This is a genomic window from Calditerricola yamamurae (genome assembly GCF_054654135.1).
In genome coordinates, this window is sequence record NZ_BAAIFH010000006.1 from 509,363 (window position 1) to 534,915 (window position 25,553).

At 66.3% G+C, this 25,553-nt stretch carries 29 protein-coding genes; 1 reads left to right on the plus strand and 28 read right to left on the minus strand.

Going from position 1 to position 25,553, the window contains the following annotated elements; genetic code table 11:
- Positions 1 to 80 precede the first annotated feature (80 nt).
- From ACYQ0Z_RS08825 to ACYQ0Z_RS08960, 28 genes are all read right to left on the minus strand, one after another.
- On the minus strand, positions 81 to 1,616 hold the full coding sequence (locus tag ACYQ0Z_RS08825) for a YifB family Mg chelatase-like AAA ATPase (RefSeq protein WP_459866898.1): 1,536 nt from the start codon (positions 1,614 to 1,616) through the stop codon (positions 81 to 83).
- 27 nt (positions 1,617 to 1,643) lie between these two features.
- Complete coding sequence (locus ACYQ0Z_RS08830; RefSeq protein ID WP_459866901.1) at positions 1,644 to 2,495, minus strand: SDR family oxidoreductase; 852 nt, start codon at positions 2,493 to 2,495, stop codon at positions 1,644 to 1,646.
- A gap of 30 nt (positions 2,496 to 2,525) precedes the next feature.
- Entirely contained in the window at positions 2,526 to 2,927 is a 402-nt protein-coding gene (locus ACYQ0Z_RS08835; RefSeq protein WP_459866904.1) for a YraN family protein, read from the minus strand.
- Positions 2,924 to 3,238: an EscU/YscU/HrcU family type III secretion system export apparatus switch protein gene (locus ACYQ0Z_RS08840; protein WP_459866907.1), complete on the minus strand. Its 315-nt coding sequence runs from the start codon at positions 3,236 to 3,238 to the stop codon at positions 2,924 to 2,926. Before ACYQ0Z_RS08840 ends, ACYQ0Z_RS08835 begins: the two co-directional genes overlap by 4 nt.
- Positions 3,235 to 4,587, minus strand: coding sequence for a hypothetical protein (locus tag ACYQ0Z_RS08845; protein ID WP_459866910.1), 1,353 nt, complete (start codon positions 4,585 to 4,587; stop codon positions 3,235 to 3,237). Before ACYQ0Z_RS08845 ends, ACYQ0Z_RS08840 begins: the two co-directional genes overlap by 4 nt.
- Before the next feature lie 177 nt (positions 4,588 to 4,764).
- Positions 4,765 to 5,553 carry a ribonuclease HII gene (gene rnhB, locus ACYQ0Z_RS08850; protein ID WP_459868829.1) on the minus strand — a complete coding sequence of 263 codons (789 nt, stop codon included), beginning with the start codon at positions 5,551 to 5,553 and terminating at the stop codon, positions 4,765 to 4,767.
- A gap of 35 nt (positions 5,554 to 5,588) precedes the next feature.
- On the minus strand, positions 5,589 to 6,476 hold the full coding sequence (gene ylqF / locus ACYQ0Z_RS08855) for a ribosome biogenesis GTPase YlqF (protein ID WP_459866913.1): 888 nt from the start codon (positions 6,474 to 6,476) through the stop codon (positions 5,589 to 5,591).
- 10 nt (positions 6,477 to 6,486) lie between these two features.
- A complete protein-coding gene (gene lepB / locus ACYQ0Z_RS08860; protein WP_459866916.1) occupies positions 6,487 to 7,074 on the minus strand; it encodes a signal peptidase I in 588 nt (195 codons plus the stop codon).
- A 76-nt stretch (positions 7,075 to 7,150) separates the two neighbouring features.
- Complete coding sequence (gene rplS / locus ACYQ0Z_RS08865; RefSeq protein ID WP_459866919.1) at positions 7,151 to 7,492, minus strand: 50S ribosomal protein L19; 342 nt, start codon at positions 7,490 to 7,492, stop codon at positions 7,151 to 7,153.
- A 151-nt stretch (positions 7,493 to 7,643) separates the two neighbouring features.
- Entirely contained in the window at positions 7,644 to 8,381 is a 738-nt protein-coding gene (gene trmD / locus ACYQ0Z_RS08870; protein ID WP_459866922.1) for a tRNA (guanosine(37)-N1)-methyltransferase TrmD, read from the minus strand.
- A gap of 13 nt (positions 8,382 to 8,394) precedes the next feature.
- A complete protein-coding gene (gene rimM, locus ACYQ0Z_RS08875; protein ID WP_459866925.1) occupies positions 8,395 to 8,919 on the minus strand; it encodes a ribosome maturation factor RimM in 525 nt (174 codons plus the stop codon).
- Positions 8,900 to 9,331, minus strand: a complete 432-nt coding sequence (locus ACYQ0Z_RS08880) for a YlqD family protein (RefSeq protein WP_459866928.1) — start codon at positions 9,329 to 9,331, stop codon at positions 8,900 to 8,902. Before ACYQ0Z_RS08880 ends, rimM begins: the two co-directional genes overlap by 20 nt.
- 77 nt (positions 9,332 to 9,408) lie before the next feature.
- Positions 9,409 to 9,636, minus strand: a complete 228-nt coding sequence (locus ACYQ0Z_RS08885) for a KH domain-containing protein (protein WP_459866931.1) — start codon at positions 9,634 to 9,636, stop codon at positions 9,409 to 9,411.
- Positions 9,637 to 9,663: 27 nt separating this feature from the next.
- Positions 9,664 to 9,942 (minus strand): 30S ribosomal protein S16, encoded by a 279-nt coding sequence (rpsP, locus tag ACYQ0Z_RS08890; RefSeq protein ID WP_459866934.1) that lies wholly within the window; start codon positions 9,940 to 9,942, stop codon positions 9,664 to 9,666.
- Between the two features lie 44 nt (positions 9,943 to 9,986).
- Positions 9,987 to 11,336, minus strand: coding sequence for a signal recognition particle protein (gene ffh / locus ACYQ0Z_RS08895; RefSeq protein ID WP_459866937.1), 1,350 nt, complete (start codon positions 11,334 to 11,336; stop codon positions 9,987 to 9,989).
- Positions 11,337 to 11,347: 11 nt separating this feature from the next.
- Positions 11,348 to 11,680: a putative DNA-binding protein gene (locus ACYQ0Z_RS08900; protein ID WP_459866940.1), complete on the minus strand. Its 333-nt coding sequence runs from the start codon at positions 11,678 to 11,680 to the stop codon at positions 11,348 to 11,350.
- A 185-nt stretch (positions 11,681 to 11,865) separates the two neighbouring features.
- Positions 11,866 to 12,867 carry a signal recognition particle-docking protein FtsY gene (gene ftsY, locus ACYQ0Z_RS08905; RefSeq protein WP_459866943.1) on the minus strand — a complete coding sequence of 334 codons (1,002 nt, stop codon included), beginning with the start codon at positions 12,865 to 12,867 and terminating at the stop codon, positions 11,866 to 11,868.
- A gap of 51 nt (positions 12,868 to 12,918) precedes the next feature.
- Complete coding sequence (gene smc / locus ACYQ0Z_RS08910; protein WP_459866946.1) at positions 12,919 to 16,488, minus strand: chromosome segregation protein SMC; 3,570 nt, start codon at positions 16,486 to 16,488, stop codon at positions 12,919 to 12,921.
- A gap of 86 nt (positions 16,489 to 16,574) precedes the next feature.
- Positions 16,575 to 17,264, minus strand: a complete 690-nt coding sequence (gene rnc, locus ACYQ0Z_RS08915) for a ribonuclease III (protein ID WP_459866949.1) — start codon at positions 17,262 to 17,264, stop codon at positions 16,575 to 16,577.
- Between the two features lie 29 nt (positions 17,265 to 17,293).
- A complete protein-coding gene (fabF, locus tag ACYQ0Z_RS08920; RefSeq protein WP_459866952.1) occupies positions 17,294 to 18,538 on the minus strand; it encodes a beta-ketoacyl-ACP synthase II in 1,245 nt (414 codons plus the stop codon).
- Positions 18,539 to 18,661: 123 nt separating this feature from the next.
- Positions 18,662 to 18,901 (minus strand): acyl carrier protein, encoded by a 240-nt coding sequence (locus ACYQ0Z_RS08925; protein ID WP_459866955.1) that lies wholly within the window; start codon positions 18,899 to 18,901, stop codon positions 18,662 to 18,664.
- 53 nt (positions 18,902 to 18,954) lie between these two features.
- Positions 18,955 to 19,692, minus strand: coding sequence for a 3-oxoacyl-[acyl-carrier-protein] reductase (gene fabG, locus ACYQ0Z_RS08930; protein WP_459866958.1), 738 nt, complete (start codon positions 19,690 to 19,692; stop codon positions 18,955 to 18,957).
- Positions 19,693 to 19,751: 59 nt separating this feature from the next.
- Entirely contained in the window at positions 19,752 to 20,687 is a 936-nt protein-coding gene (gene fabD / locus ACYQ0Z_RS08935; RefSeq protein ID WP_459866961.1) for an ACP S-malonyltransferase, read from the minus strand.
- Between the two features lie 3 nt (positions 20,688 to 20,690).
- Positions 20,691 to 21,698, minus strand: coding sequence for a beta-ketoacyl-ACP synthase III (locus ACYQ0Z_RS08940; RefSeq protein WP_459866964.1), 1,008 nt, complete (start codon positions 21,696 to 21,698; stop codon positions 20,691 to 20,693).
- A gap of 13 nt (positions 21,699 to 21,711) precedes the next feature.
- The gene (plsX, locus tag ACYQ0Z_RS08945; RefSeq protein ID WP_459866967.1) at positions 21,712 to 22,692 is read right to left on the minus strand and encodes a phosphate acyltransferase PlsX; all 981 of its coding nucleotides are present in this window, start codon (positions 22,690 to 22,692) and stop codon (positions 21,712 to 21,714) included.
- Positions 22,676 to 23,287, minus strand: a complete 612-nt coding sequence (fapR, locus tag ACYQ0Z_RS08950; protein WP_459868832.1) for a transcription factor FapR — start codon at positions 23,285 to 23,287, stop codon at positions 22,676 to 22,678. The genes plsX and fapR overlap by 17 nt, the downstream gene beginning before the upstream one ends.
- A gap of 139 nt (positions 23,288 to 23,426) precedes the next feature.
- Positions 23,427 to 23,600: a 50S ribosomal protein L32 gene (gene rpmF / locus ACYQ0Z_RS08955; RefSeq protein ID WP_459866970.1), complete on the minus strand. Its 174-nt coding sequence runs from the start codon at positions 23,598 to 23,600 to the stop codon at positions 23,427 to 23,429.
- Between the two features lie 20 nt (positions 23,601 to 23,620).
- Complete coding sequence (locus ACYQ0Z_RS08960; protein WP_459866973.1) at positions 23,621 to 24,193, minus strand: YceD family protein; 573 nt, start codon at positions 24,191 to 24,193, stop codon at positions 23,621 to 23,623.
- Positions 24,194 to 24,327: 134 nt separating this feature from the next.
- Here ACYQ0Z_RS08960 and ACYQ0Z_RS08965 point away from each other — a divergent pair, with 134 nt between their 5' ends.
- Positions 24,328 to 25,551, plus strand: coding sequence for a nucleotidyltransferase (locus ACYQ0Z_RS08965; RefSeq protein WP_459866976.1), 1,224 nt, complete (start codon positions 24,328 to 24,330; stop codon positions 25,549 to 25,551).
- Positions 25,552 to 25,553 lie beyond the last annotated feature (2 nt).

A 25,553-nucleotide genomic window follows, 5' to 3' on the forward strand; every position in this document is an offset into this window, starting at 1 on the left:
GGTGCAGATCCAGTGGGGCCAACACAATCCAGCCGTGGCCTATACAGGTGGCGCGGAGGTCAATCGGGCTTTGATGCAGGTCACCCCAACATCCCCTCGCCCGGCCGATCCAGCATGCGGTACTGGATCGCTTCGGCGATGTGCTCGGTTTCCACTTTCTCCGATCCGGCCAGGTCGGCGATGGTGCGGGCCACCTTCAAGATCCGGTCGTGGGCCCGCGCGGAAAGGCCGAGGGCATCAAAGGCCCGGCGCAAAAGTGCGGCCGCCTCCCGTCCCATGGTGCAATGGCGCCGCAGCAGTGCCGGGGTCATTTCGGCGTTGCACGAGACGCCCGTGCCGCGAAACCGTTCCTCCTGGATGGCCCACGCCCGCCGCACGCGCGCGGCGATGGCCGCCGACGCCTCGCTCTTGGCCTCTGCCGCCCATTCGCGGTATGTTTGGCGCGGGACGTTCACGTGCAGGTCGATGCGATCCAGGAGCGGACCCGACAACCGGCCGCGGTAGCGCTGCACCTGGCCCGGCGCGCAACGGCAAGCCGCGTCGGATCCGTAATACCCGCACGGACAAGGGTTCATCGAAAGAACCAGCAGGAATTGCGCCGGATAGCGCACCACCGCCCGCGCCCGGCCGATCGTCACGTAGCCGTCCTCCAGGGGCTGGCGCAAGACCTCCAGTACACTGCGAGAAAATTCCGGTCCTTCGTCCAAAAACAGCACCCCGCGGTGGGCCAGGCTCACTTCCCCCGGGCGGGGCACGCTGCCGCCCCCGATCATCCCCGCCGGGGAAATGGTGTGATGGGGCGCGCGGAAGGGGCGTTCGGTCACGAGACTGCCCCCGCGGGTTAGCAGCCCGGCCACGCTGTAGATTTTCGTCACCTCCAGCGCCTCCGCTTCGCTTAAGGGCGGCAAAATGCCCGGCAGACGCTGGGCCAGCATGGTCTTGCCCGAACCGGGCGGGCCAATGAGGAGCACATTGTGCCGGCCGGCGGCGGCCACCTCCAGGGCCCGCTTGGCGTGAAATTGGCCCCGCACCTCCGCATAATCGAGGCCGACTGCCCGCTCCCGTACCGGTGGCGCAACCGGGCTCGCCCACGACGGCAGGGGCGCTTCACCCTGCAACACCGCCAGCGCTTCCCGCAGCGAGCCAACGGGAACGAGACGGATCCCGCTCACCACCGCCGCCTCCCCCGCGTTGGCCCGAGGGAGGAGAATCGTCCCCAGCCCCTTTTCCTTTGCCGCCAGCGCCATCGGCAGCACGCCCGGAACGGGACGGAGCGTGCCGTCGAGGGCCAGCTCCCCCAGTACCAGCACCCCGTTCAGTGTGTCAGCCGGCAATTGCCCGCTGGCCACGAGCACGCCGAGGGCGATGGCGAGATCGAAGGCCGCCCCCTCCTTCCGCACATCGGCCGGGGCGAGGTTGACCGTGATCCGCTGGATGGGATAGGTGGCTCCGCTGTTGCGCACCGCCGCCCGCACCCGCTCCCGTGCTTCCCGCACGGCAGTGTCCGGCAACCCGACGATCTCCGTTTGCGGTAGCCCGTTCGCAATGTCCACCTCGACCTCGACGAGAAACCCGTCGACCCCGAGCACCGCTGCGCTCATCACTTTGGCGTACACACCCGTTCGCTCCTTCCTCCCCGAGCCTTATTGCCTGCCGACCCGACCGAACAGCACGCGAAGGGCGGCCCGCTCCACCACCGTCCACGGCAGGAGCGCCTTGAGCCAGAGCAGCCGGCGCGCCCCCGACCCCACCACGTAGCGCAGCCTGGGACGCTTGGCGCGCGCCGCCTTGAGCAGCGTGGCCACGACGGCATCGGGCGGCGGGGCCGTCTGGGCCGAGCGCATCACCTGGCGGGCAATGCGCGCAGCCATGTCCGCATAGGGCGACCCGGAATCGCTCGCGATGCGGCCCAGCCCCTTTTCCCAGATGGCCGTGCGAAACGCGCCGGGCTCGATCAGCACCACCTGGATGCCGAAGGGGAGCAGCTCAAGGCGCAGCGCCTCGCTTAACCCCTCGACGGCAAATTTCGACGCCGCATAGGGCGCGAGGGCGGGGAAGCCGAAGCGGCCCGCCACGCTGCTGATGTTGATGATCCGCCCGCTCTTTTGCCGGCGCATCACCGGCAGGACGGCCTTCGTCACGGCCAAAAGGCCCCACACGTTGACCGCGAACTGCTCCTGCCACGCCTCGAGGTCCACTTCCTCCACAAAGCCGCCCACGGCCATCCCGGCGTTGTTGACCAGGAGGTCGATCCGACCCCACCGGTCGGTCACGGCTGCCACCACCCGCGTGGCCGCCTCGGCGTCGGTCACGTCGAGGCGGTACACCTCGAGGCGGTCGGCCACACCCATTTGCTGGGCCGCATTCAACAGCCGATCGCGAGCGGCCAGGTTGCGCATCGTCGCGGCGACATGGTAGCCTTCCCGCGCTAGGGCCAGCGCGGCCTGATACCCGATCCCGCTCGACGCGCCGGTGATGAGGGCTACCCGGTCCATCCCTCTCCCCCCTTCCCGCGGAACCCTCGTCTAAAAGGCGTTTTCAATATGCCGCACGCGGACGCGATGCGGCCCTTCCCAGCGCAGGGAGAGCACGTCGAAGCGCACGCGCGCCTCCGTACGTCCCGTGCGCTGCAGAAACCAGGCGGCGACGCGGCGGATGCGGGCCGCCTTTCGCGCGTCCACCGACTCGGCGCCGCTGCCGAACCGCTCACCCGTTTTGGCGCGCACCTCGACAAACACCAGCCATCCGTCCTTCTCGACGACAAGGTCGATCTCGCCCCACCGCACGGCCACGTTCGTTGCGACGACAACGTACCCCTTTTGCTCCAGGTACCGGCGCGCCGCCTCCTCGCTACGCCGGCCCAGCAGGCGGCGGCCGTCGGGACGCCGGCCGATCCGGTGACGGCCGCCTCCGCCGTCCCGGTTCACGAGGAGGGCGCCTCCCGCTGGCCGAGGGCGCGGTCGGTGTGGTAGAGGAGAGCGAGGATTTCGGCCACCACCGGGTAGAGGGACGGCGGGATGACCTGGTCCAGGTCGAGCTGGCTGAGCACGGCCACCAGCGCGGGGTCTTCGTGGAGGGGAACTCCGTGGGCGCGCGCTTCGGCGATGATCCGCTCCGCCACCGCGCCCGCTCCTTTGGCCACCACCCGCGGCGCCTCATCCCGCGGCGGCTGGTACCTGAGGGCCACCGCACGGCGCAGTGACGTCCTTTGGCGTTGCCGGTCGTCCTGGGCGGTCATACGCGCACATCCACTCCTTTGTAGCGAATGAGGGCCGGCAATGCCGGCATGGCATCGGCTTTGCCATCGGCAAGGCGCTTCCAACGCAGGGCGCGCAGGTAAAACCCGCATTCGGCCAGGCGCTCGGCGAAATGTGACTCCCACTGGCGTGCGGCCTCCTCGACAGCCGGATGCCGGGTCCACACCGTCACGGTCAGGTTGTTCTTATGGACGTCAACGGCCACAGCGGTATCACCACTATGGGGCAACGTCAGGGACAGGTACAGATGCAGGTAATCGTCATCGACCTTCGCCCCCTTCTTGCGCGCGGCGACGTGTAGCGTGGCCGTTTCGCGCCGATCCCCCACCTGGATGGGCAGCTGCAGGATGGTGTGAACAATGGGGGCCTGGGGATCGGAAACCAGTGCCAGCTGCTGTCCCACCAGGTGGCGAAGCAGCTGTTGGGCGGCCTGGCGCAGCGGTTCCGACAGGCTGACTTCGTGCTCGAGCAGGCGGAGCAGAAGCCCCTTGAGCGTCTCCGCATCCGCCCCCTCTTCCGGCATGCCGTGTCGCAGCCGCGCGCGGAACGTGGCCTCATGATCCAAACCGAGCAGGTGCAGGAGCCGCCGCAGCGCATCGGGTTTGGGACGCTCGGCGCGCAGAAAGACCCGCTGCCCCACCTGGAGGAGCTGGGCAAGGAGGGCCACCACCGCCGTCCCGTGCGCCGTTTGTTCTTCCGCCGCCGACGCGGTCGCCGCGCGTGGATCGACCCGGCCGGCCAGCTGGGCCTTGGCCGCCTCCACAACGCGCGCCCATAAGGCCGCCAACCCGGGACCAAACGAAAAGGCGTGTAAGGCCTCCACCGTCGCATCCGTGAGCGGCAGACCGCGCGCCAGCGCCGCCAGCGCGGCGGACATTTCCGTCTCCGTCATCCTCCCGCCGCGCGCAAGCAGATAGGCGCGCAGGGTTTCCACCGCCTCCCGCGTCACGGGTAGCCCGGCTGCCACCAGGGCATCGAGGGCGCGGAGGGCCGCCTCGTCCACCGGCACGCCCAGCGCGCGGACCAGCGCCGCCCCGCTCGGATCCCGCGCGGAACGCCCTTCCCCCGCCTCCCGGGGCAGCGGCGGGATCACACGCAGGACCAGCGGCCACGCGGCATCTTGCACCTGCAGCCAGACGCGAGCGCCCGGCTCCAGCGGCACCGACAGCGCCGCCCGCACCACGTATTCGCCAATCCGCACCAATGCCTGCTCCCCGTACACCTGGACGACGGTAGCCAGCACCACCTGTCCGGGCCGAAGCGACAGGGGAGGTGGTATGAGCGCCCCCGCCTTGTTCACAAGCGGCATCGCATGGGAGTAAATCTGCACCGGTCGCTCCCTCGCTTTCGCAGGCGGCAAGGTTCATTAGGTTAACATAAGAAATCTTCTGTTAACCTAGGCGCATCCGTCAGCGTACCGGATTCACCATATTTTTTCGCCAGAGAAAAAACGTCCTCCTGCCGGCTGGAGGACGCGAAATCGGATCGTTTCTGCTTTTCAAACGGATCACAACCACTCCATGGCCAGTTGTGCCGCCTGCACGCGGGCAAAGGAGCGCCGGTGCAGGGGACAGGGGCCATACCGTTCCAGGGCGGCAAGGTGTTCGGGCGTGGCATACCCCGCGTTGCGCTCAAAGCCGTACTGCGGGTACAGCAGCGCCGCCGCTTCCATCATCCGGTCGCGCGCCACCTTGGCCACAACCGACGCGGCGGCGATTGACACGCTACAGGCGTCGCCCTTTACCACGGCTTCCTGGCGGATGGCCAGATCGGGCAAGGTCATCGCGTCGAGGAGCAACGCGTCCGGCGCGGGCACAAGCTGCTCCACCGCCCGCCGCATGGCCAGGCGTGTGGCGTGGTAGATGTTCAGCTCGTCGATCTCTTCCACCGTCGCCAACCCGATCCCCACCGCCAGCGCCGTGCGCCGGATCGCCTCGTCCAGCTCAAGGCGCTGCTGGGCCGTCAGCTTTTTCGAATCCTTGAGCCCCGGCAGGTAGGCGTCGGGAGGAAGGATCACCGCCGCCGCCACCACCGGGCCGGCAAGGGGCCCCCGTCCCACCTCGTCGATGCCGGCAATGCGCGTAAAGCCTTCGGCCCACAGGCGCCGCTCCCACGCCGTCATCGCCTCCCAGCGCGCACGCAAGGCCGCTTCCTGCGCCTTTTTTCGCTGCCACTGGGCAACGGCCCGCCGTACGCCGGCCCGTTTGTCCTCGGCCAAGCGGCGCAGCGTATCGGGGTCGAGCTCTTTCTGCTCGTGCAGCCACCGCACGATGGCCGCAACGGACCACGATTGCATGTCCATTGTCCACCACTCGTTTTTCGTTTCCGGTGTTATGGGCGTTTCGTTGCCAAATTGTTCCGCCCCTCGGCCGCTTCCGGCGGCCAATCAAAGGTCAGCGGTCCGAGGCGTCCGGCACGGAGGTCGCGCAGGAACACCTCGGCCGCCTTGTCCACGTCAATGGCCCCGCCGCTAACCAGGCACCCGCGAACGCGGCCGATGTGCTCCAGCATCGCGCCGGCGTCATCCGGCCAGGCGGTCAGCTTGTACCGTTCCCGCAAGCGCTCCGGGTAATGGGCCATCAGGTGGCGAACGGCGAAGAGGGCCACGTCGTAAAGGGGCAGGATCTCATCCTTGATCGCCCCCGTCGCCGCCAGTTTCAGCCCCACCTCCGGGTCGTCAAACTTGGGCCACAGGATGCCCGGCGTGTCGAGAAGTTCCAGCTCGCGCCCGACGCGGACCCACTGCTGCGCCTTGGTCACCGCCGGCCGATCGCCGACACGGGCGGCGGCCCGTCCGGCCAGGCGGTTGATCAGGGTAGACTTGCCGACGTTGGGGATGCCGAGGATCATCGCCCGCACGGCCCGCGCGGCCATGCCCTTCTGGATCCGCCGCTCCAGCACCGGCCGGGCCAGTTCTTTGCAGCGCGTAGCGATGCGTTCTACCCCCTTGCCGCTCTGGGCGTCAATCGGCAAGGCTGGCAGGCCCTGCGCGGCGAACCAGTTGATCCAGGCGGTGGTCGCGCGCGGGTCGGCCAGATCGGCCTTGTTCAGGAGCAGCAGGCGCGGCTTGGCCCCCACGATCTCGTCGATCATCGGGTTCCGACTCGAAGCGGGCAAGCGCGCGTCTACCAGCTCCACGACAACATCGATCACCTTCAGCCGCTCTTGGACTTGGCGGCGGGCTTTGGCCATGTGGCCCGGAAACCATTGGATCGTCACGTTCCGCCTCCTATCGCACCCATCCGAAGTCTGCCAGGGGCCAGAAGATCACATCGGCCCGCCCGACCACGTGCTCGAGGGGCAAGGGACCGAGCAGGCGGCTGTCCTTGGAATTGCCGCGGTTGTCCCCCAACACGAAAACGTGCCCCTCCGGGACCGTGACCGGCCCAAAATCCAGCGTGTACAGTTCCCCGCGGGCATGGGCCTCGTCCTTGGCCCGTTTCAGGTACGGCTCCTCCACCGGCTTCCCGTTTATGTACAGCACGTCGTTCTTCATCTCCACGGTTTCCCCGCCGACGGCAATCACGCGCTTGATAAAATCGCGGTCTTCCGACGGGATGTAGACCACGACAACATCGCCCCGCTTGGGTTCTCCAAGGCGATAGGCCAGCTTGTTCACGATCAGCCGGTCCCGGTCGTGGAGATTCGGCAGCATGGACGAGCCATCCACCACAAACGGGGCGAACAGGAACCAGCGGATGACCATGGCAACCGCCAGGGCGATGACCAGCGCCTTGATCCATTCCCACAGCTCGCCGCGCGACAGGCGGCCGCCCTCCTCCGACCCGCTCGCGTCCGTTTTGTTCACGTCGTCCATCTCGGCTCCCCCTCGTCACAACATCGCCACATGGCAAAAGAGGGACTTGGCAACCAAGTCCCTCCCATCCGCGCCCTTACGCCTCTTTGATCCGCGCCGCCTTCCCGACGCGCTCGCGCAGGTAGTACAGCTTCGCGCGGCGCACCTTTCCGCGGCGCACCACTTCGATCTTCTCGATTTTCGGCGAATGAACGGGGAAGATCCGCTCCACGCCGACGCCATAGGAGACCTTGCGCACGGTAAAGGTCTCGTTGAGCCCCGACCCGCGCCGGGCGATAACGACGCCCTCAAACACCTGAATGCGCTCGCGCTGCCCTTCGACGACCTTCACGTGCACGCGCACCGTGTCACCGGGGCGAAACTCCGGAAGATCTTGGCGCATTTGCTCCTTCTGGATCTCGCGAACCAACGGATGCATCGTGTTCCCTCCTCTTCAGACGTTCATGCCTGTCGCGCAGGCAGCGGACCGTCTTGCTCACGCCTGTTTCGGCGCCACAAGCGCTATTGTAGCACAAGCCAGCACCGCCAGGCAACCGAACCGGCCGGCGGCGGAACACCCGTTGCAGGCGCTACTCGCCGCGCAGGATCTCCTCATACAACTCGCGCAGCTCGTCATCCCACTCGAGGCGCTCCAGGAGGTCCGGGCGCCGCTCCATCGTCCGCCGCAAGGCCTCTTTTTTCCGCCACCGCGCGATGTTGGCGTGGTGACCCGACAGCAGCACCTCGGGCACCTTCCAGCCGCGAAAGTCGGCCGGCCGCGTGTAGTGCGGGTGTTCGAGGAGCCCCGTGGCGAAGGAATCGGTGCGTGCCGACTCCTCGTTGCCGAGGACGCCGGGGAGGAGGCGTACCACCGCGTCGATGATCACCATGGCCGGTAGTTCGCCCCCGGTGAGGACGTAATCGCCGATGGACAGCTCGTCTGTGGCCAAGTGCTGGCGCACCCGCTCATCGAAGCCCTCGTAATGGCCGCAGAGGAAGATGAGGTGCTTCTCTTGGGCCAGCTCTTCGGCGATCTCCTGGCGGAAGGGCCGTCCTTGCGGGCACAGGAGGATGATGCGCGGCTGGGTCCCCGGAACCTCCTCCAGGATCGCTTCCACGGCCCGAAAGATCGGCTCGGGCTTGAGCACCATGCCGGCACCGCCACCGTACGGGGTATCGTCCACCGTTCCGTGCTTGTTGCCGGCGTATTGACGGAAGTTGACCACGTTGATCGTCACAAGGCCCCGCTCTTGCGCCTTGCCTAAAATGCTGGCGCCCAGCACGCCGGGGAACATTTCCGGAAAGAGGGTCAGGATGTCGATGCGCACAGGTCATCCCCCCTCATTCCACCAGGCCGGGAAGCAGGTGCACGGTCACCCGCCGCTTGGCGACGTCCACATCCTTGACAACGTCGTCGATGTAGGGAATGAGGATGTCCTTTCCGCCGCCCTTGCGCGCCACCACCCACACGTCGTTGGCACCGGGGGAGAGGATTTCCTTCACCGTACCGAGCTCCTCGCCCTCCTCCGTCACCACCGTGCAGCCGATGATCTCGTGGTAGTAGTACTCTCCTTCGGGAAGGGGCTCAAGGTCCTCCTCGGCCACCTGGAGCATGCCGCCCTTGAACTTTTCCACGTCGTTGATCGAATCGTACCCCTCGAACTTGAGGAGGTCAAACTGTTTGTGCCGCCGGTGGCTTTCCACGACGAGCTCGATCGGTTGCGGAAAATCGGGATGGGAAAGCCAGAGCCGGCTCCCTTTACGATAGCGCTGTTCGGGAAAGTCGGTGATGGAAATCACCCGCACCTCGCCGCGAATGCCGTGGGTGTTGACCAGCTTGCCGACGTTATACCGTTTCGGTACCATGGGACATCCTCCCGTCACGAATGGCAACCACAACGCCGTCCTTGAGCACAATCTCCGCCCCTTGCATCAGGGCGTTCCAGTCATCGCCGACGCGAATCTCCACATCGCTCTCCACCGTGGTATAGAGAACCTCGCTTCCCTCCGGCAGCACGCGCAACTGTTCGGCCTGCGCCTTCAGGGCTTCGATCCGCTCCCGGCGCGCCCGCTCCTCCCGCGCCAGGCGTTCCCGGACCACCTCCACGGCGGCCGGTCCCCGTCGCTGGGCATCGGACAAGAGCTTCTTCCCCTGGAACTGCAGCTGCTCCAGCTCCATGCGCAGCCGTTTCACCTGTTCCTCCAGTTCGCCGAGAAACCGGTTGCGCGTCGGTTCGGTCAAGATCAGCTTCACCTGAACCGGCCTGCGGATTCGCATCGCCTTTCGCCTCCCTACGCAGGCGCGAGCATGAAATCCGTCACGCGGAAAAGACGGGTTGGGAACGCCCCAACCCGTCACTCGATTTCCACGCTCACCCGTTTCCCTTCCCGCGCTGCCACACTGCTCACCACCGTGCGCAGCGCCTTCGCCGTGCGGCCCTGTCTGCCGATCACCTTGCCCACGTCGTCGGGGTGCACCGAGATCCTGTACACCACCGACCGGCCCTGGACCACCTCGTGGATGCGGACATCGTCCGGACGATCCACCAGCGCCTGGGCAATCAGCTCCACCAGCGCCCTCATCGGCCCGCCTCCGCGAAGCGCATGTCCTTACTGCTTGTTCTCGTACTTGATCTCGTGGACTTTTTTCAGGATGCCCGCCTTGCTCAGCAAGCTGCGCGCCGTGTCCGTCGGCTGCGCACCGGTAAGGAGCCACTTGATGGCTTTCTCCTCGTTGATCTTGATCTCAGCCGGCTGCGCTACCGGGTTGTAGTAGCCGATCTCCTCGATGAAGCGGCCGTCACGCGGCGCACGGGAGTCGGCCACCACGATGCGATAGAAGGGCTTTTTCCTGGCACCCATGCGTTTCAGACGAATTTTCACAGCCATGATGCGGTCACCTCCGAAGATCGATCGATGCGAAATGGAAACGGTCATGTTGGGAAAAAGGGCAGGCGGAAACCGCGCCGCTTCTTGGCCTGCTTGGCCATCTTGCCGAACTGCTTGAACAGCTTGCGCATCTCCTCAAACTGCTTAACAAGGCGGTTGACGTCCTGGAGCGACGTGCCGCTTCCCGCGGCAATGCGCCGCTTGCGGCTGGGGTTGAGGATGTCGGGATTGGCCCGTTCTTCCGGCGTCATCGACAGGATGATCGCTTCGATGCGCTTGAGCTGCTTCTCGTCCACCTTGAGGTCCTTCATCCCCTTGAGCTGCCCCATGCCCGGCAGCATGCCCAGGAGCTCCTCGAGGGGCCCCATCTGGCGAACGGCACGCAACTGCTCCAGGAAATCGTCGAAGGTAAACTCGGCGCGGATAAGCTTCTGCTGCATTTCGGCCGCCTTTTCGGCGTCGACGGCCGCTTGCGCCTTCTCGATCAGCGTCAGCACATCGCCCATGCCGAGGATGCGCGAAGCCATGCGGTCGGGATGGAAGGGCTCAAGAGCGTCGAGCTTTTCGCCCATTCCGGCAAACTTGATCGGGCAGCCGGTGACGGCCCGCACCGACAGGGCCGCCCCGCCGCGCGTGTCGCCGTCCAACTTGGTGAGAATCACCCCGGTCAGACCCAGCTGCTCATGAAACGCGCGCGCCACGTTAACGGCGTCCTGCCCGGTCATGGCGTCGACGACGAGGAGGATCTCCGTGGGCTGCACCGCATCGCGGATGCGAGCCAGCTCGTCCATCAGCTCTTCGTTGACGTGCAGCCGGCCGGCGGTGTCGATCAAGACGACGTCCAGCCGTTCCCCCTTAGCGCGCTCGACGCCTGCCTTGGCGATATCAACGGGATTGGCCCCCTCGCCCATGGTGAAAACGGGCACCCCGATGGTTTCGCCGAGGACCTGCAACTGGCGGATGGCCGCCGGGCGGTACACATCGGCGGCGACAAGGAGCGGCTTTTTGCCCTGCTTTTGCAAGTAGCGGGCCAGCTTCCCGGTCGTCGTCGTTTTCCCCGCCCCCTGCAGGCCAACCATTAGGACGACGGTCGGCGGGGTGGGGGCCATCTCCAGCTTCGCCGTCTGTCCGCCCATCAAGGCGGTCAGCTCGTCGTGGACGATCTTGATCACCTGTTGCGCCGGGGTGAGGCTCTTGAGCACCTCCTGCCCCACGGCGCGCTCGCGAACGCGCGCGATGAAGTCCTTCACCACGTCCAGGCTGACGTCGGCCTCGAGGAGGGCGAGGCGCACCTCACGCATCGCCTCCTTGACGTCGGCCTCCGTCACCTTGCCCTTCCCGCGCAGCTTCTGGAACGTCTCCTGCAGCCGGCTGGCCAGGCTCTCAAACAGCATGGGGCTCCCCCCTAATCGGCCTCCGCCAGTTGGGCGAGCAGCCGCTCCGCTTCGGCACCCAGACATCCCTGCGCCTCGAGCAGGGCGCGCAGTCGGGCGATGAGGCCGAGGCGCTCCTGGTGCTTGCGGAGGAGGCCAAGCTTTTCCTCGTACGCTTCCAGCAGGGCTTCCGCCCGCTTGAGCTGCTCGTACACCGCTTGACGGCTCACGTTGTGCGCTTCGGCGATCTCGCCGAGCGAGCAGTCATGCACATAGTAGTCCTCGAGGTAACGTTTCTGCTTGTCCGTCAAGAGCGGTTCGTAAAAATCGTAGAGCAGGTTGAGACGGTTCGTCTTCTCGAGCATGGTTCCCTCGCGGCGCTGTCAAGGCGTTTCCCTTTACGGACCTAGCATACCGAACAAAGCGCGCCATGTCAAGGCCGAGAGATTGACAGGCCACCGGAGAAAACGGCGCTTCCCCGGCACAACGCGCAACGGAAACACCGCCGGAAAAACGCCGTCAGCGGACGGTTGCACGGGCTTACCCACGCTTACCCACCGCTGCGCGCCTCATCCGGCTGCTCCAGCCACCCGGCGAACAGGCCGGCCACAAACTGCTCGGCGTCGAAGGGCACCAGATCGTCCGGCTTCTCGCCAAGCCCGACAAATTTGACCGGCACCCCCAGCTCGCGGCGGATGGCCAGGACGATGCCGCCCTTGGCCGTGCCGTCCAGCTTGGTCAACACGATGCCCGTCACCTTGGCCGCCTCGCCAAAGGCTTTGGCCTGGGACAGGGCGTTTTGGCCGGTGGTGGCGTCGACGACGAGAAGGGTCTCGTGGGGCGCGCCCGGCACCTCGCGCGCGATGACGCGGGCGATCTTCTTCAGCTCTTCCATCAGGTTGGCCTTGTTCTGGAGGCGACCCGCCGTGTCGCAGAGGAGAACGTCTGCCCCCCGCGATTTGGCTGCCTGGATGGCATCGTAGATGACGGCAGCCGGATCCGCCCCGGCCTGGTGGCGGATCACGTCGGCGCCCACGCGGCGTCCCCACGCCTCCAGCTGCTCGATGGCCCCGGCGCGGAAGGTGTCACCGGCGGCAAGGATGACCGTTTTCCCTTCCTGCTTGAGCCGATGGGCCAGCTTGCCGATGGTGGTCGTCTTGCCAACGCCGTTGACGCCAACAAACAGGATGACGGTCAGGCCTTCCGGGTTGAGGTTCAGGGCGGCCCTTTCCTGCCCTTCGTCCATGAGCGCGACCAGCTTTTCCACCAAGAGCGGCTTCAGCTCCGCCGCGTCCCGCATCTTCTGCTCGGCCGCCGCCTCGCGCAACTCGTCCACGAGGGCCAGTGCGGTTTTCACGCCCACGTCGGCGGCGATCAGGATCTCCTCCAGCTCCTCGAAGAATTCCTCATCAATTGCTTTGGTGCGCCGGAAAAGGGCTTCGACGTTTTCGGCCAGGACCTCGCGGGTTTTGGCCAGGCCGTCGCGAAACTTGGCCGTTACCGCTTCCGTCTTGGCTGCGAGGGCTTCCTTGAGCTTGCGAAACACACTCATGGGGCGTTCCTCCTTCCGTTCGCGCATGGCGAAAACCCTTCGTGGCGGACCTTACGCCGACACGAGCCGTTGGGCATCGTCCAGCCGCACCGACACCAGTTTGGACACGCCCGACTCCTGCATCGTAACCCCGTACAGGGCATCGGCCTCTTCCATCGTGCCCTTGCGGTGGGTGACAACGATGAACTGCGTCCGGTCGGCGAAGCGGCGCAGGTAGCGGGCAAAGCGGCGGACGTTGGCCTCGTCAAGGGCCGCTTCCACCTCGTCGAGGATGCAGAAGGGCACCGCCTTGACATGAAGAAAGGCAAAAAGCAGCGAAATGGCCGTCAGCGCCTTCTCACCGCCCGACAGAAGCGACAGCGCCTGCGGCTTTTTCCCCGGCGGCTGGGCGACAATTTCCACGCCGGTGGCGAGGAGGTCGCTCGGGTCGACCAGGAGGAGATCGGCCTTGCCGCCGCCGAACAGTTGGCGAAACACGTCCTGGAACGCCTGTCGCACCTCGGCGAAGGTGTGGGCAAAGCGCTTGGCCATCTCCTCGTCCAGCTCGGCGATCATCCGGTACAACCCGGCCTTGGCTTCCTCCAGGTCCGCCTTCTGCTCCGTCAAAAACCGGTAGCGTGCCGCCAACCGCTCGTATTCGTCAACGGCTCCCGGGTTGACCGGCCCGAGCGCCTCCATCTCCGCGCGGAGGCGCTCCACCTCGCGCCGCGCGGCCTCCACGTCTTCCGGCGGCGCATACCGCTCGCGGGCCAGCTCATAGGACAAACCGTAGCGCTCGCGCAGCGCGGCGAGGGCGCGCTCCAGCTCCACGTCGTCCCGGCTGAGGCGCACCTCCGCCTGCCGCAGGCGCTCCTCGGCCTCGTGAAGCCGCCGGCGCAGGGCAGAAAGCGCCGCCTCCTGCTCCGCGAGGGCCGCGCGCCAAACCTCCCGCTCCTTGCCCAGTTCCGCCAAGCGCCGGTCTACGCGCCCCCGCTGTGCTTTCAGGTCGGCCAGGCGCCGCTCCGTTTCCGCCAGCTCCTGTTCCTCCTGGCGGCGCTGCTTTTGCCACGCGGCCACCTGCTCGGCAAGGGCGGCGCGCTCGGCAGCCAGCTGCTTGCGTTCCCGGCGCAGCCGGGCTTCTTCCGCCTGGCGGGCCTCCACCTGTTCCCGCACGCGGGCCAGCTCCACCTTGAGGGCGGTCACCCGCGCGTGCAGGGCCTCGCGGTCCCGCGCCCTGGCCGCGAGGGCCTCTTCCGCGGTGCGGATGTCCGCCGCCAGCGCCTCCTCCTCCGCAACCAAGGCCGCAAGCCGCTCGCGGGCGCGGGAGGTTTCCGCTTCGAGGCGCGCCGCTTCCTGGGCGTAAAGCTGCTCATCGGCTTCCAGCAGGACCAGACGCTCGCGCAAGGCGCCCGCTTCCACCTGTCGCGCATGGAGCGCCTCTTTGCACCGTTGCTCCTCCTTCATCAGCGCCTCGCCCTGCGCGCGCAGCCGCTCCACCTCGGCCTCCAGCGCCGCATGCCGTTCGCGGGCGGCGGCCGCATCCCGCTCGAGGCGGGCGATGGCTGCCGTCACCCCCTCCAGTTCCTGCGTCACCTGATCCAGTTCGCGCTGGCGGCCGAGGAGGGACGACGCGTCGCCACCCTTTTTGGAAAAGCCGCCGGTCATGCTGCCGCCCGGGTGGACAACATCGCCGTCAAGGGTGACAACGCGGTGGCGATAGCCCAACAGGCGCGCCACGCGGTTGGCCGCCTCGAGATCCTTCACCACCACCACGGTTCCGAGCAGATTGGCCACCACGTTGCGGTAACGCGGTTCACAACGAACCAAATCGGCGGCCACCCCCACCACGTCAGAACAGGTGGCCAGCTTGTCCCGCTCGGCGGCGGACAGCTCCCGCCCGCGGATAACGTCGAGGGGCAGGAAGGTGGCCCGCCCCGCCTTCTTGTCCTTCAGGAACTGGATGGCCCGGCGCCCGGCCGCCTCGTCGTCCACCACCACGTGCTGCAGGGATCCGCCGAGGGCTGTCTCAATGGCCAGCTCATAGGCCTTGGGGACGGCGATCAGTTCGGCGACCGCTCCGTGGATCCCGCCGATCGTCCGGCGGTTCTTGAGCACCTCGCGCACGCCCTGGGCATAGCCCTGGTAGCCTTCCTTCAGTTCCCGCAGCATGCCCTGGCGCGCCACGAGCGTCTCCCGCCGCCCCTGGGCGCGCCGCAGGGCCTCGCGCAGCTCGTCGGTTTGCACGGCAGCCTCGCGCTGGCGCGCCGTCACCTCGCGCAGACGCTCGAGGCAGGCGGCCAGCTCCCCCTGCACGCGCCCGAGGGCCTCGCGCGCCGCCTGCTCCGCGGCCTCCTTCTCGCGCAATGCTGCCGCCAGCTCCTCCCGGGAGGCGCGGAGGCGGGCCAGGCGCTGGCGCAGCTGGGCGACATGCTGCTCGGCGCTTCGGATCTCGTTGCGGACGGCGGCCGACTCGTTGAGGAGGTCAATGTACGCGCTCTTTTTCTGCTCCAGCGCCGCGCGCAGGGCCTCCTCCCCCTCGGCCAGGCGTTCTTCCTCCTCTGCCACCTGCCGCTCAAGACGCGCGACCGCCGCGGACAGCTCGGCGCGCGCCGTGCGCTGCTGGCCGAGCGCCGTCTCCAGGGCCGCCTCGCGTTCGGCGAGGTCCGCAGCCGCCCGCTCGGCTTCGGCCAGCCGCTCATCCAAATGGCGCAGGCGTTCGCGTAGCACGTCGCGCTGGCCTTCCGCCTTCTCCCCCTCCTCGCTCAGGGTGAGGAGCTCCTGCTGCAGCGCCTCCCGCTCCGCCTCCAGCCGGGCGAAGGCCTCCTGCGCCTCGGCAAAGGCCGCTTCGCCCCGCGCCAGCTCCGCCGCCACCGCCTCGCGGTCCGCCCGGCATCGGGCCAGGGCCTCCTTGGCCGCATTCCATCGCTCGTGGCGCAGGGCAATGTCGTGGACCAACAGACCGATTTCCCGCTCGCGCAACGCCTCCGCGAGGGCCTGATGGCGTCGGGCCTTTTCCGCCTGTTCAGCTAGGGGGGCCAGCTGGTTTTCCAGCTCGCTCAGTATGTCGGCCAGCCGCGTCAGATTGGCCTCCGTCTCCTCCAGTTTGCGCTGCGCCTCGCGTTTCCGGGCCTTGGTTTTCACGATGCCGGCCGCCTCTTCAAACATGGCCCGCCGCTCCTCGGGCTTGGCCGCGATGATCTCCTCGACGCGCCCCTGCCCGATGAGGGCATACGCTTCCTTCCCCACGCCGGTGTCGTAAAAGAGCTCGGCAATGTCCTTCAGCCGGCACGGCTGTCCGTTAATGGCGTACTCGCTTTCCCCCGTCCGGTAGACGCGGCGCGTAACGGTCACTTCTCCATATGCAAGCGGCAACACGCCGCTCTGGTTATCCAGGGTGAGGGACACCTCCGCGTAGTTCATGGGCCGCCGCGTGCTGGAGCCGGCAAAGATGACGTCCTCCATCTTCGACCCGCGCAGCATTTTGGCGCTCTGCTCGCCCAGCACCCAGCGCACGGCGTCGGCGATGTTCGATTTGCCGCTCCCGTTGGGCCCCACTACCGCCGTGATGCCCGGGCCGAACTCCAGGGTCGTGCGGTCGGCAAAGGACTTGAAACCCACCAGCTCGATCCGCTTCAGGTACAATCGCGGTTCACCCTTTCTTCTGTTTGCACCACCCATCTTGCACGCGTGAAAAAAGGCGGCGCACCGTACGCCGCCCCTATACGCCGTTATCGCCGCGCGCCCAGTACCCCGAGGGCCATGGCTGCCGCTTTCTGTTCCGCCTCTTTCTTGGAGCGCCCGCACCCGCGCCCGAGCGTTTGCTGGTTGAGGAGCACCTCGGAGACAAACTCCCGGTTGTGCGCCGGCCCGCGCTCCTCCACAATGCGGTAGGTCAGCTCGCCCAGGTTGTCCTGCTGCACAAGCTCCTGCAGGAGGCTCTTGTAGTCGGTGGTGTGGGCAAAGTCCCCCCGCAGAACGCGCGGGAACACCACCTTGTTGAGAAAGGCAAACACGGCGTCGAGCCCCTGATCAAGGTACAAGGCGCCGACAAACGCCTCAAACACGTCCGCCAGAAGGGCCGGCCGGTGGCGACCGCCGGTCAACTCCTCTCCCTTGCCGAGACGAATGAACCGCTTAAAGTCCAATTCCTCGGCAAACGACACGAGGGACGGCTCGCAAACGATGGCCGCGCGCAGCTTGGTCATCTCCCCTTCGGTCATGTGGGGGAACGTTTGGAACAGGAACTGCGATACAGCCAGCTCCAACACGGCGTCACCGAGAAACTCGAGTCGCTCGTTGTGCTGGAGGCGTTCCCGTTTGTGCTCATTGACGTAGGACGAATGGGTAAACGCCTGCTCATACAGCGCGAAGTTGCGAAACCGGATGCCGACCCGCGCCTGAAGCGTCTCCCAGTCCATGGGTGGTTTCCCTCCTGGCACGAGCCCTCTTACCCCTCGTACCGCTTCAAAGCGATTGTAGCGTTGTGGCCGCCGAAGCCGAAGGAATTGGACAGGGCCACCCGAACCGGTGCGCGACGCGCCTCGTTGGGCACGTAATCCAGGTCGCACGCGGGATCGGGCGTCTCGTAGTTGATCGTCGGCGGGAGAATCTGGTCGCGCAGCGCCAGCGCCGTCGCAATCGCCTCCACCGCACCGGCTGCCCCCAGCATGTGGCCGGTCATCGACTTGGTCGAACTGACGGCCAACTTGTAGGCATGCTCGCCAAAGGCCGCCTTGATGGCCTGCGTTTCGACCTTGTCGTTCAGTTCCGTTGACGTCCCGTGGGCATTGATGTAGTCCACTTCCTCCGGGCGGATCCCCGCATCGCGGATCGCCGCCAGCATCGCCCGCTTGGCCCCGTCCCCGTCGGGATCGGGCTGGGTGAGGTGGAAAGCGTCGGCGCTCATACCGTAGCCAATCACCTCGGCGATGATCGGTGCGCCGCGGCGCTTGGCATGCTCCAGCTCCTCGAGAATGAGCACCCCCGCACCCTCACCCATCACGAACCCGTCGCGGTCCTTGTCGAAGGGCCGGCTGGCCTTTTCCGGTTCGTCGTTGCGCGTCGACATCGCCCTGGCGGCACAGAACCCGGCAAAGGCCAGGGGGCGGATCGTCGCCTCCGTCCCGCCGGCCACCATGACATCGGCCTCGCCGCGCTGAATGATCTTGAATGCGTCGCCGATGGCATGGGTGCCGGTGGCACAGGCGGTGATGGGCGCGCTGTTGGGACCCTTGAGGCCGAAGTGGATCGACACCTGCCCCGCGGCCATATTGGCAATCATCATCGGGATGAGAAAGGGGCTGACGCGCCGCGGCCCTTTCTCCAACAATACGCGGTGCTGGTCCTCCCATGTCGCCAGCCCACCGATCCCCGACCCGATGTAGACGCCGACGCGCTCCGGATCCTGTTTCTCGATCTTCAGCCGGGCGTCCTCGAGGGCCATCTTCGTTGCCGCAATGGCAAACTGCACGAAGCGGTCGGTACGCTTCACATCCTTTTTATCCATGTACGCCGACGGATCAAAGTCCTTTACCTCGCCGGCAATCCGCGTGGGGAACTCGCTGGCATCAAAATGCGTCACGGGCCCGATGCCAGATTTGCCGGCCAGAAGCGACGCCCAAAAGGTCTGGGCATCGTTCCCTACCGGCGAGATCACCCCCACCCCGGTAATCACCACTCGACGCTTTTCCATCGGATTCACCTCTATGAGAGAAGCGGACCTTATCGTCCGCACGTCTTCTCCCGCCAGCGTGTGCGCACAAAGCGGGCCTAGATGCGGAGAAAGTCCCGCGGGTCGCACGGGACTTTGATCGGCTTACGACTGAAGGCGTGCGTTTATGTACTCCACGGCTTGCCCAACGGTCGTGATCTTCTCCGCATCTTCGTCAGAAATCTCCATGTCGAATTCGTCTTCCAGCTCCATCACGAGCTCAACGATGTCCAGGGAATCGGCGCCCAGGTCATCCTTAAAGGACGCGTCCATCGTCACTTCCGACTCGTCGACGCCGAGGCGATCGACGATGATGCGTTTCACACGCTCAAAGGTATCGGACATGGTTTTCTTCACCTCCTTGCCGTATTATACGAAAAACCGTTAGGGAAGAAAAGCTACATCACCATGCCGCCGTCGACACACAACACCTGGCCCGTAATGTAGGCGGCATCGTCGGAGGCGAGAAACCGTACCGCCTTGGCCACGTCTTCCGGACGTCCGAAGGTGCCAAGGGGAATCTGCGCACGCAGCGCTTCGCGGACATCATCCCCCAGTTTGGCCGTCATGTCGGTGACAATAAACCCCGGAGCCACGGCATTGACGGTGATGGCGCGCGAGGCCAGCTCGCGGGCAAGGGTCTTGGTCAGGCCGATGACACCAGCCTTGGCCGCCACGTAGTTGGCCTGCCCGGGATTGCCGCGCAGGGCCACGACCGAGGAGATGTTGACGATGCGCCCGTAGCGCTGTTTCATCATGGGACGGGCCACCGCCCTGGCGCAGAGGAAGGCGCCCTTCAGGTTGACGGCGAGCACCTCGTCCCATTCCTCATCCTTCATGCGCATGACGAGGTTGTCGCGCGTGATTCCGGCGTTGTTGACGAGGATGTCGACACGGCCGAAGTGGTCGAGGACCTGTTTCACCATCGCCTCCACGTCTCCGGCGTCGGCCACGTTGGCTCTCACCAGGAGCGCCTCCCGCCCCTTGGCACGAATCTGCTCGGCCACTTCGCGCGCCGCGCCCTCGCTGCCCGCATAGTTGACGACCACGTGGGCGCCCGCCTCGGCCAGCTCCAAGGCCACAGCGCGGCCGATGCCGCGCGAGGCGCCGGTTACCAGTGCCACTCGATCCTTCACCGCTCATCTCCCTTTCCCGATGAGTGTAGACGGGCGCTCAACCCGCCCGTATTGAATGGTTATGCCAGCTCGGCCAGCGCCTTGTCCAGGGAAGCCGGATCGTGCACGTTGAAGCACCGCGCCCGGCGGTCGATCTTTTTGATCAGGCCGGTGAGCACCGAGCCCGGACCGATCTCGACGAAGGTGTCAACGCCCGCATCGAGCATGGCGCGCACGCTGTCCTCCCACAGCACCGGCGCGGCCACCTGCTCGACCAGCAAGCGGCGAATCTCCTCGGCCCGCGTGACGGGGCGTGCCGTGACGTTGGCCACGACAGGCACCCGCGCATCGGCCAGGGGCACATCGGCGAGCACCTCGGCCAGGCGCTCGGCGGCCGGCCTCATCAGCGAGGAGTGGAACGGGCCGCTCACGGCAAGCTCCAGCACGCGGCGCGCGCCGGCTTCCCGCGCCCGCTCGGCGGCCTTCTTCACCCCCGCAATCGTCCCGGAGATGACGATTTGCCCGGGGCAGTTCAAGTTGGCCAGCTCGACAACGTCCCCCTCGGCGGACACCGCGTCGACGATGGCCTGCAGGGCATCCCGCTCCATCCCGAGGACGGCGGCCATGCCGCCCTGCCCGGCGGGGACGGCCTCCTCCATGAACGCCCCGCGCTGGCGCACGATGCGCACGGCGTCGACGAAGGAGAGAGCCTCCGCCGCCACAAGGGCCGTATACTCGCCGAGGCTGTGGCCGGCCACAAAATCGGGCTGGGGCGCGGCCTTCCGCCACACCGCCAGGAGGGCTGCGCTCGTTGTCAAAATGGCCGGCTGCGTGTTGACGGTGAGGCGCAGCTCCTCTTCCGGGCCCTCGAAGCACAGACGCGACAGGGCGAAGCCCAGCGCTTCGTCTGCCGAATCAAACACGGCCCGTGCATCGGCATCCGCTTCGGCAATCGCCTTGCCCATCCCCACGACCTGCGAACCCTGTCCCGGAAACACCCACGCCACTTTCCCCATGCCTCATCCCTCCTTCTTCGCGTCCCACCAGCGCAGCACCGCAGCGCCCCACGTGAGGCCGCCGCCAAACCCGACGAGGACGAGGCGATCCCCTGCGCGCACCCGTCCGGCGCGCACGGCCTCGTCGAGGGCGACGGGCACCGACGCCGACGACATGTTGCCGTAGCGGTCGAGGTTGATCACCACCTTGTCTTCCGCAAGCCCGAGGCGACGCATGGCCGCTTCGATGATGCGGTAGTTGGCCTGGTGGGGAACGAGAAAATCCACGTCATCCTTCGTCAGCCCCGCCTTTTTGAGCGCCTCTTCCGCCGCGGCGCCGAGGATGCGCACGGCAAACTTGAACACCTCGCTGCCGTTCATGGCGATGTAGTGCTGCCGCCCGCGCACCGTCTCCTCCGACGCGGGAAGGCGCGATCCGCCGGCCGGCAGCTTCAACAGGTCGCCGCCACTGCCGTCCGCGCCCAACTCGAAGGAAAGAAAGCCGTAGCCCTCCGGCACCGGGCCGAGCACCACCGCGCCGGCCCCGTCACCGAAGAGGACGCAGGTGGCGCGGTCGGTCCAGTCGGTGATCTTCGACAGACAGTCCACGCCAATGACGAGGGCATACCGGTACATGCCCGTGCGGATGAACTGGGACGCGACCGCCACGCCGTACATAAAGCCCGAGCAGGCCGCCGACAGGTCGAAGGCCGCCGCGCGCGTGGCCCCCAGCTTCTCCTGCACGATGCATGCCGTCGAGGGGAACATCATGTCCGGCGTCACCGTCGCGACAACGATCAGGTCGATGGCCTCCGGCGCCACGCCGGCGGCGTCGAGGGCCTTGCGCGCCGCCGCGAGGGCCAGATCGGAGGACGCCTCCTCCGGCCGGGCGATGCGCCGCTCGCGAATACCGGTGCGCGTGACGATCCATTCGTCACTCGTCTCGACCATCTTCTCCAGGTCGGCGTTGGAAAGCACTTTCTCCGGCAGGTGCGAACCCGTCCCCAAGATTCCCACACCATAACGCTCCATAGGGCTTCCCTTCCTATCCCAGTTGTCGTGAAATCGAGCCGAGCACGTCGCGCTCCACAAAGGCGATGGCTTGCCGCACGGCATTGTGGATGGCACGCGCGTCCGACGAACCATGGGCCTTGATGCAGGGCCCGTTGATCCCCAGAAGTGGAGCGCCGCCGTGCTCCTTGTAATCCATGCGCGCCTTCAGGCGGCGAAACGCGGGGCGCAGCAGGGCCGCGGCCAGTTTGTGCGTCCACCGGCCGGTCAGCTCTTCCTGCAGCACGCGAAAGATGGTCTCCGCCGTCCCTTCCGCCGCTTTGAGCAAAACGTTGCCGTTGAAGCCGTCGCATACGACGACGTCGGCCACGCCGGCGAGCACGTCGCGCGCCTCGACATTGCCGATGAAATTGAGGTTCGCTTGTTCCAGCAGGGCGTAGGCCGCTTTGGTCAGCTCGTTGCCCTTCGTGGCTTCGGTGCCGATATTGAGCAGGCCGACGCGGGGGTTGTTCACCCCTTCCACGCTCGATACGTAGACGCTCCCCATCACCGCATACTGCAACAGGTGCTGGGGCCGCGCATCAACGTTGGCGCCGACGTCGAGCACGAGAACGCCCCACGAACCCGTCGTGGGAAAGACCGGTGCCAGCGCCGGGCGTTCAATGCCGGGAATGCGGCCGACATACAGGAGGGCCGCGGCCATGTACGCGCCGGTGTTGCCGGCGGAAATGCAGGCATCCGCCTCCCGTTCGTTCACCATTTTTACCGCCGTGACAAGGGACGAATGCTTCTTCTGGCGGATGGCGCGCACCGGCTCCTCGTCGGGGCCGATCACCTCGGGCGCGTGGCGAATGCGCACGTTGCGCGGCCAAGTGGCGCCCAGGGCAACCAGGGCCGTCTCGTCGCCCACCAGGACGAACTCCACATCGGCACGCTCCGCTGCGGCACGCAGCACCCCGTCAACAATGGCCTGCGGTGCATGATCCCCGCCCATGGCGTCAATGGCGATCCGCATCGGCGATCCCTCCTGCCCCTCGCTGTGCGTCGCGCGCCGCACGGTAGACGGTAAACGTGCCGCTGAACACCAGCTCCCCACCAACCCGCGTCTCCACCCGCACACGATTGCGCTCCGGGTCGGACGCGATCACATTGGCCTTGGCCACCAGCCGCTCCCCCCGGTACACGGGACGCACAAACCGAATGCGCGCCGAAGCCGTAAGCGCCACCTCCGCGTCGGTGACCGCCACCGCCAGCGAATTGGCCTGCGCGAAGATGTGGTGTCCGCGGGCGATCCCCGTGCGGGCGAAGACATGGCTGTCGCCAATGTCGAGGATGGAAATGGCGTAACGATCCAGTTCCAGGTCAACGATCTCTCCGATCACTTCATCCTGCTGAAGGGAGCGAATCGGATCCAATTGACGGCGGGCCACATCCTTCAAGCGTTCGCGCAGTTCCGGGATGCCCAGCTCCAAGCGGTCGAGGCGGATGGTCTGCACGCTGACGCCAAACCGTTGCGCAAGTTCCTCGTCGGTTAAAACCGGGTTTTCGGTCAACAGGGCCATCAGGGCCTTCTGGCGCTCACGCTTCGGGAGCCGCCGAATGACTACCACCACCTGTTATGAGATTCTCTTATGACCTACTCACAAGTTTAGCTTTAGTATAGGCTGCCGCGCCAAAAAATACAAGGGGCGAAACAGCACAAAACCCCGCGCCGTATGGGCGCGGGGTGGGGTCAACTCCATCCTTTCCTTACTTCTTGATGACTTGCACGCCTTTGTACGTGCCGCACGCCGGGCACACGCGATGGCTGAGCTTCAGCTCACCGCACTCCGGGCAGCGGACAAGACCCGGAACCTCCAGCTTGAAATGCGTGCGACGCTTGCGCTTGCGCTGCTTCGAAGTCCGCCGGAAAGGCACTGCCATGGCTGCCACCCCCTTCGGCGTTACGTATCATTTGGCTTCCCGTTTGGCCCCTTCTGTTCACCTTGCCCCATTTGCGCGGCGAGAAGCTCGGCCAAAGGCGCCAGGCGTGGATCGATCCGCTCGGTGCGGCAGGAGCAGCTTTCCGTGTTGCGGTCGACGCCACATACCGGGCACAAGCCTTTGCACGCCTCGCTGCACAGCGGCGCAAACGGAATGGCAAGTGCGATCAGCTCGACCAGGTACGGCTTCAGGTCCACCGTATCGCCGTCTACGACGTGGACATTCTCCTCATCGGTTTCCTCGGGCGCTGTCTCGCCGCTTGATGCACGGACAAAGCGCTCGTCCACGGGAATGGAATAGGAGTAGGGAAACGCCTTCAAACAGCGCGAACAGGACAAGACCAGGGAACCGCTCAACGTGCCTTCCACGCGCACCTCGCCGGCCTCGTAGCGCGCTTCGGCATCCACCGTCACCGGCGACAGCGACTGCACCTGCGGATGCATACGGACCAGCTCGTCGGCCGCAAACACCTCATGCACGCGGAGCGCCTTGCCTTGCTGCCCTTCCAACTCGGGCAACCGAAGGATCATCATGTCGTTCACCTCGAGGACAACACGTTTGATTATAGCCTTCCCGATTTCGTTTTGTCAACGCTCGGTCCGGCGCATCGCCGCCTTTCCGTCGCCCTGTTATAATCCTACCGAGAACGCGCGAAAGGAGGCATCCCATGCGCGCCGTCGGCATCGTCATCGAATACAATCCCATGCACAACGGCCACGCCTATCACGTGTTGCGCTCGCGGGAGGTTACCGGAGCCGACGTGGTCGTCGCGGTGATGAGCGGCAATTTCCTGCAGCGCGGTGAGCCGGCCCTGACGAACAAGTGGTCGCGAACCGAGATGGCCCTTCGCCAGGGGGTCGACGTGGTGCTGGAACTGCCGGTCGTGTACGCCACCCAAAACGCCGAGCTCTTCGCGTGGGGGGCCATGGCCTGCCTGGAAGCCCTGGGCGGGATCGACGCCGTCTGCTTCGGCAGCGAGAGCGGGTCCATCGATTGGATGCTGGAGCTGGCCGAACACCTGGCCGAGGAACCGGAAGGGTTTCGTGCCCGGCTCCGGGAGGCGCTGGCGCAGGGGATGAGCTTTCCCAAGGCCTTCGGGCACGCCGTCAACGCCTGGCAAGCGGCGCAGGGGCGCCCGCCGCTCCCCGTCGACCAGCCCAACAACATCCTCGGCCTGCACTACTGTCTTGCCCTGCGGCGGATGAACAGCGCCATCCGTCCCGTCACCATCCGCCGCGAGAAGGCGGAGTACCACGACCCGGCACCAACGGACAAGCGCATCGCCAGCGCCACGGCCATCCGCCGGTTGTGGCTCAACACCGGTCGGCTCGACGCCGTGCGCCCCTATGTGCCGGAAATCACCTACGCCATCCTAAAGCGCGAGGAAGCATCCGGCCGCGCGCCGATGCACTGGGAGCGGTTTTACCCGCTTCTCTTGCACCAGTTTGCGGTTCTGGAACCGGAGGAGATCGCCACCATTTTCGATGTGGACGAGGGCCTGGAACACCGCCTACTGCGCGCCGTACGCAGCGCGCCCTCCTTCGACGCCTTCCTGCGCGCCGCCAAAACAAAGCGGTACACGTGGACGCGGCTGCAGCGCGCCCTTGTCCACCTGCTCCTCCGGCTGACAAAGGAGCGCTTCCGTGCCCTCAACCTCCGTGCCGGCGTCCCCTACCTGCGGGTGCTCGGGTTTACCACCCGCGGCCGGGAATTCTTGCGCCTGCGCAAGAAACACGTGACCGTGCCCCTGGTGACGCGGGCGAGCGAGCTCGACCACCCGCTGTTTGCCTTCGACCTGCGCGCGGCGCGGGTGTACGCCTTGGGGTACCCACCAGAAGTCGCCGCCACGGAGTGGAACCGCGAGTTTCGCCAGTCCCCGGTGCAGGTGTAGGA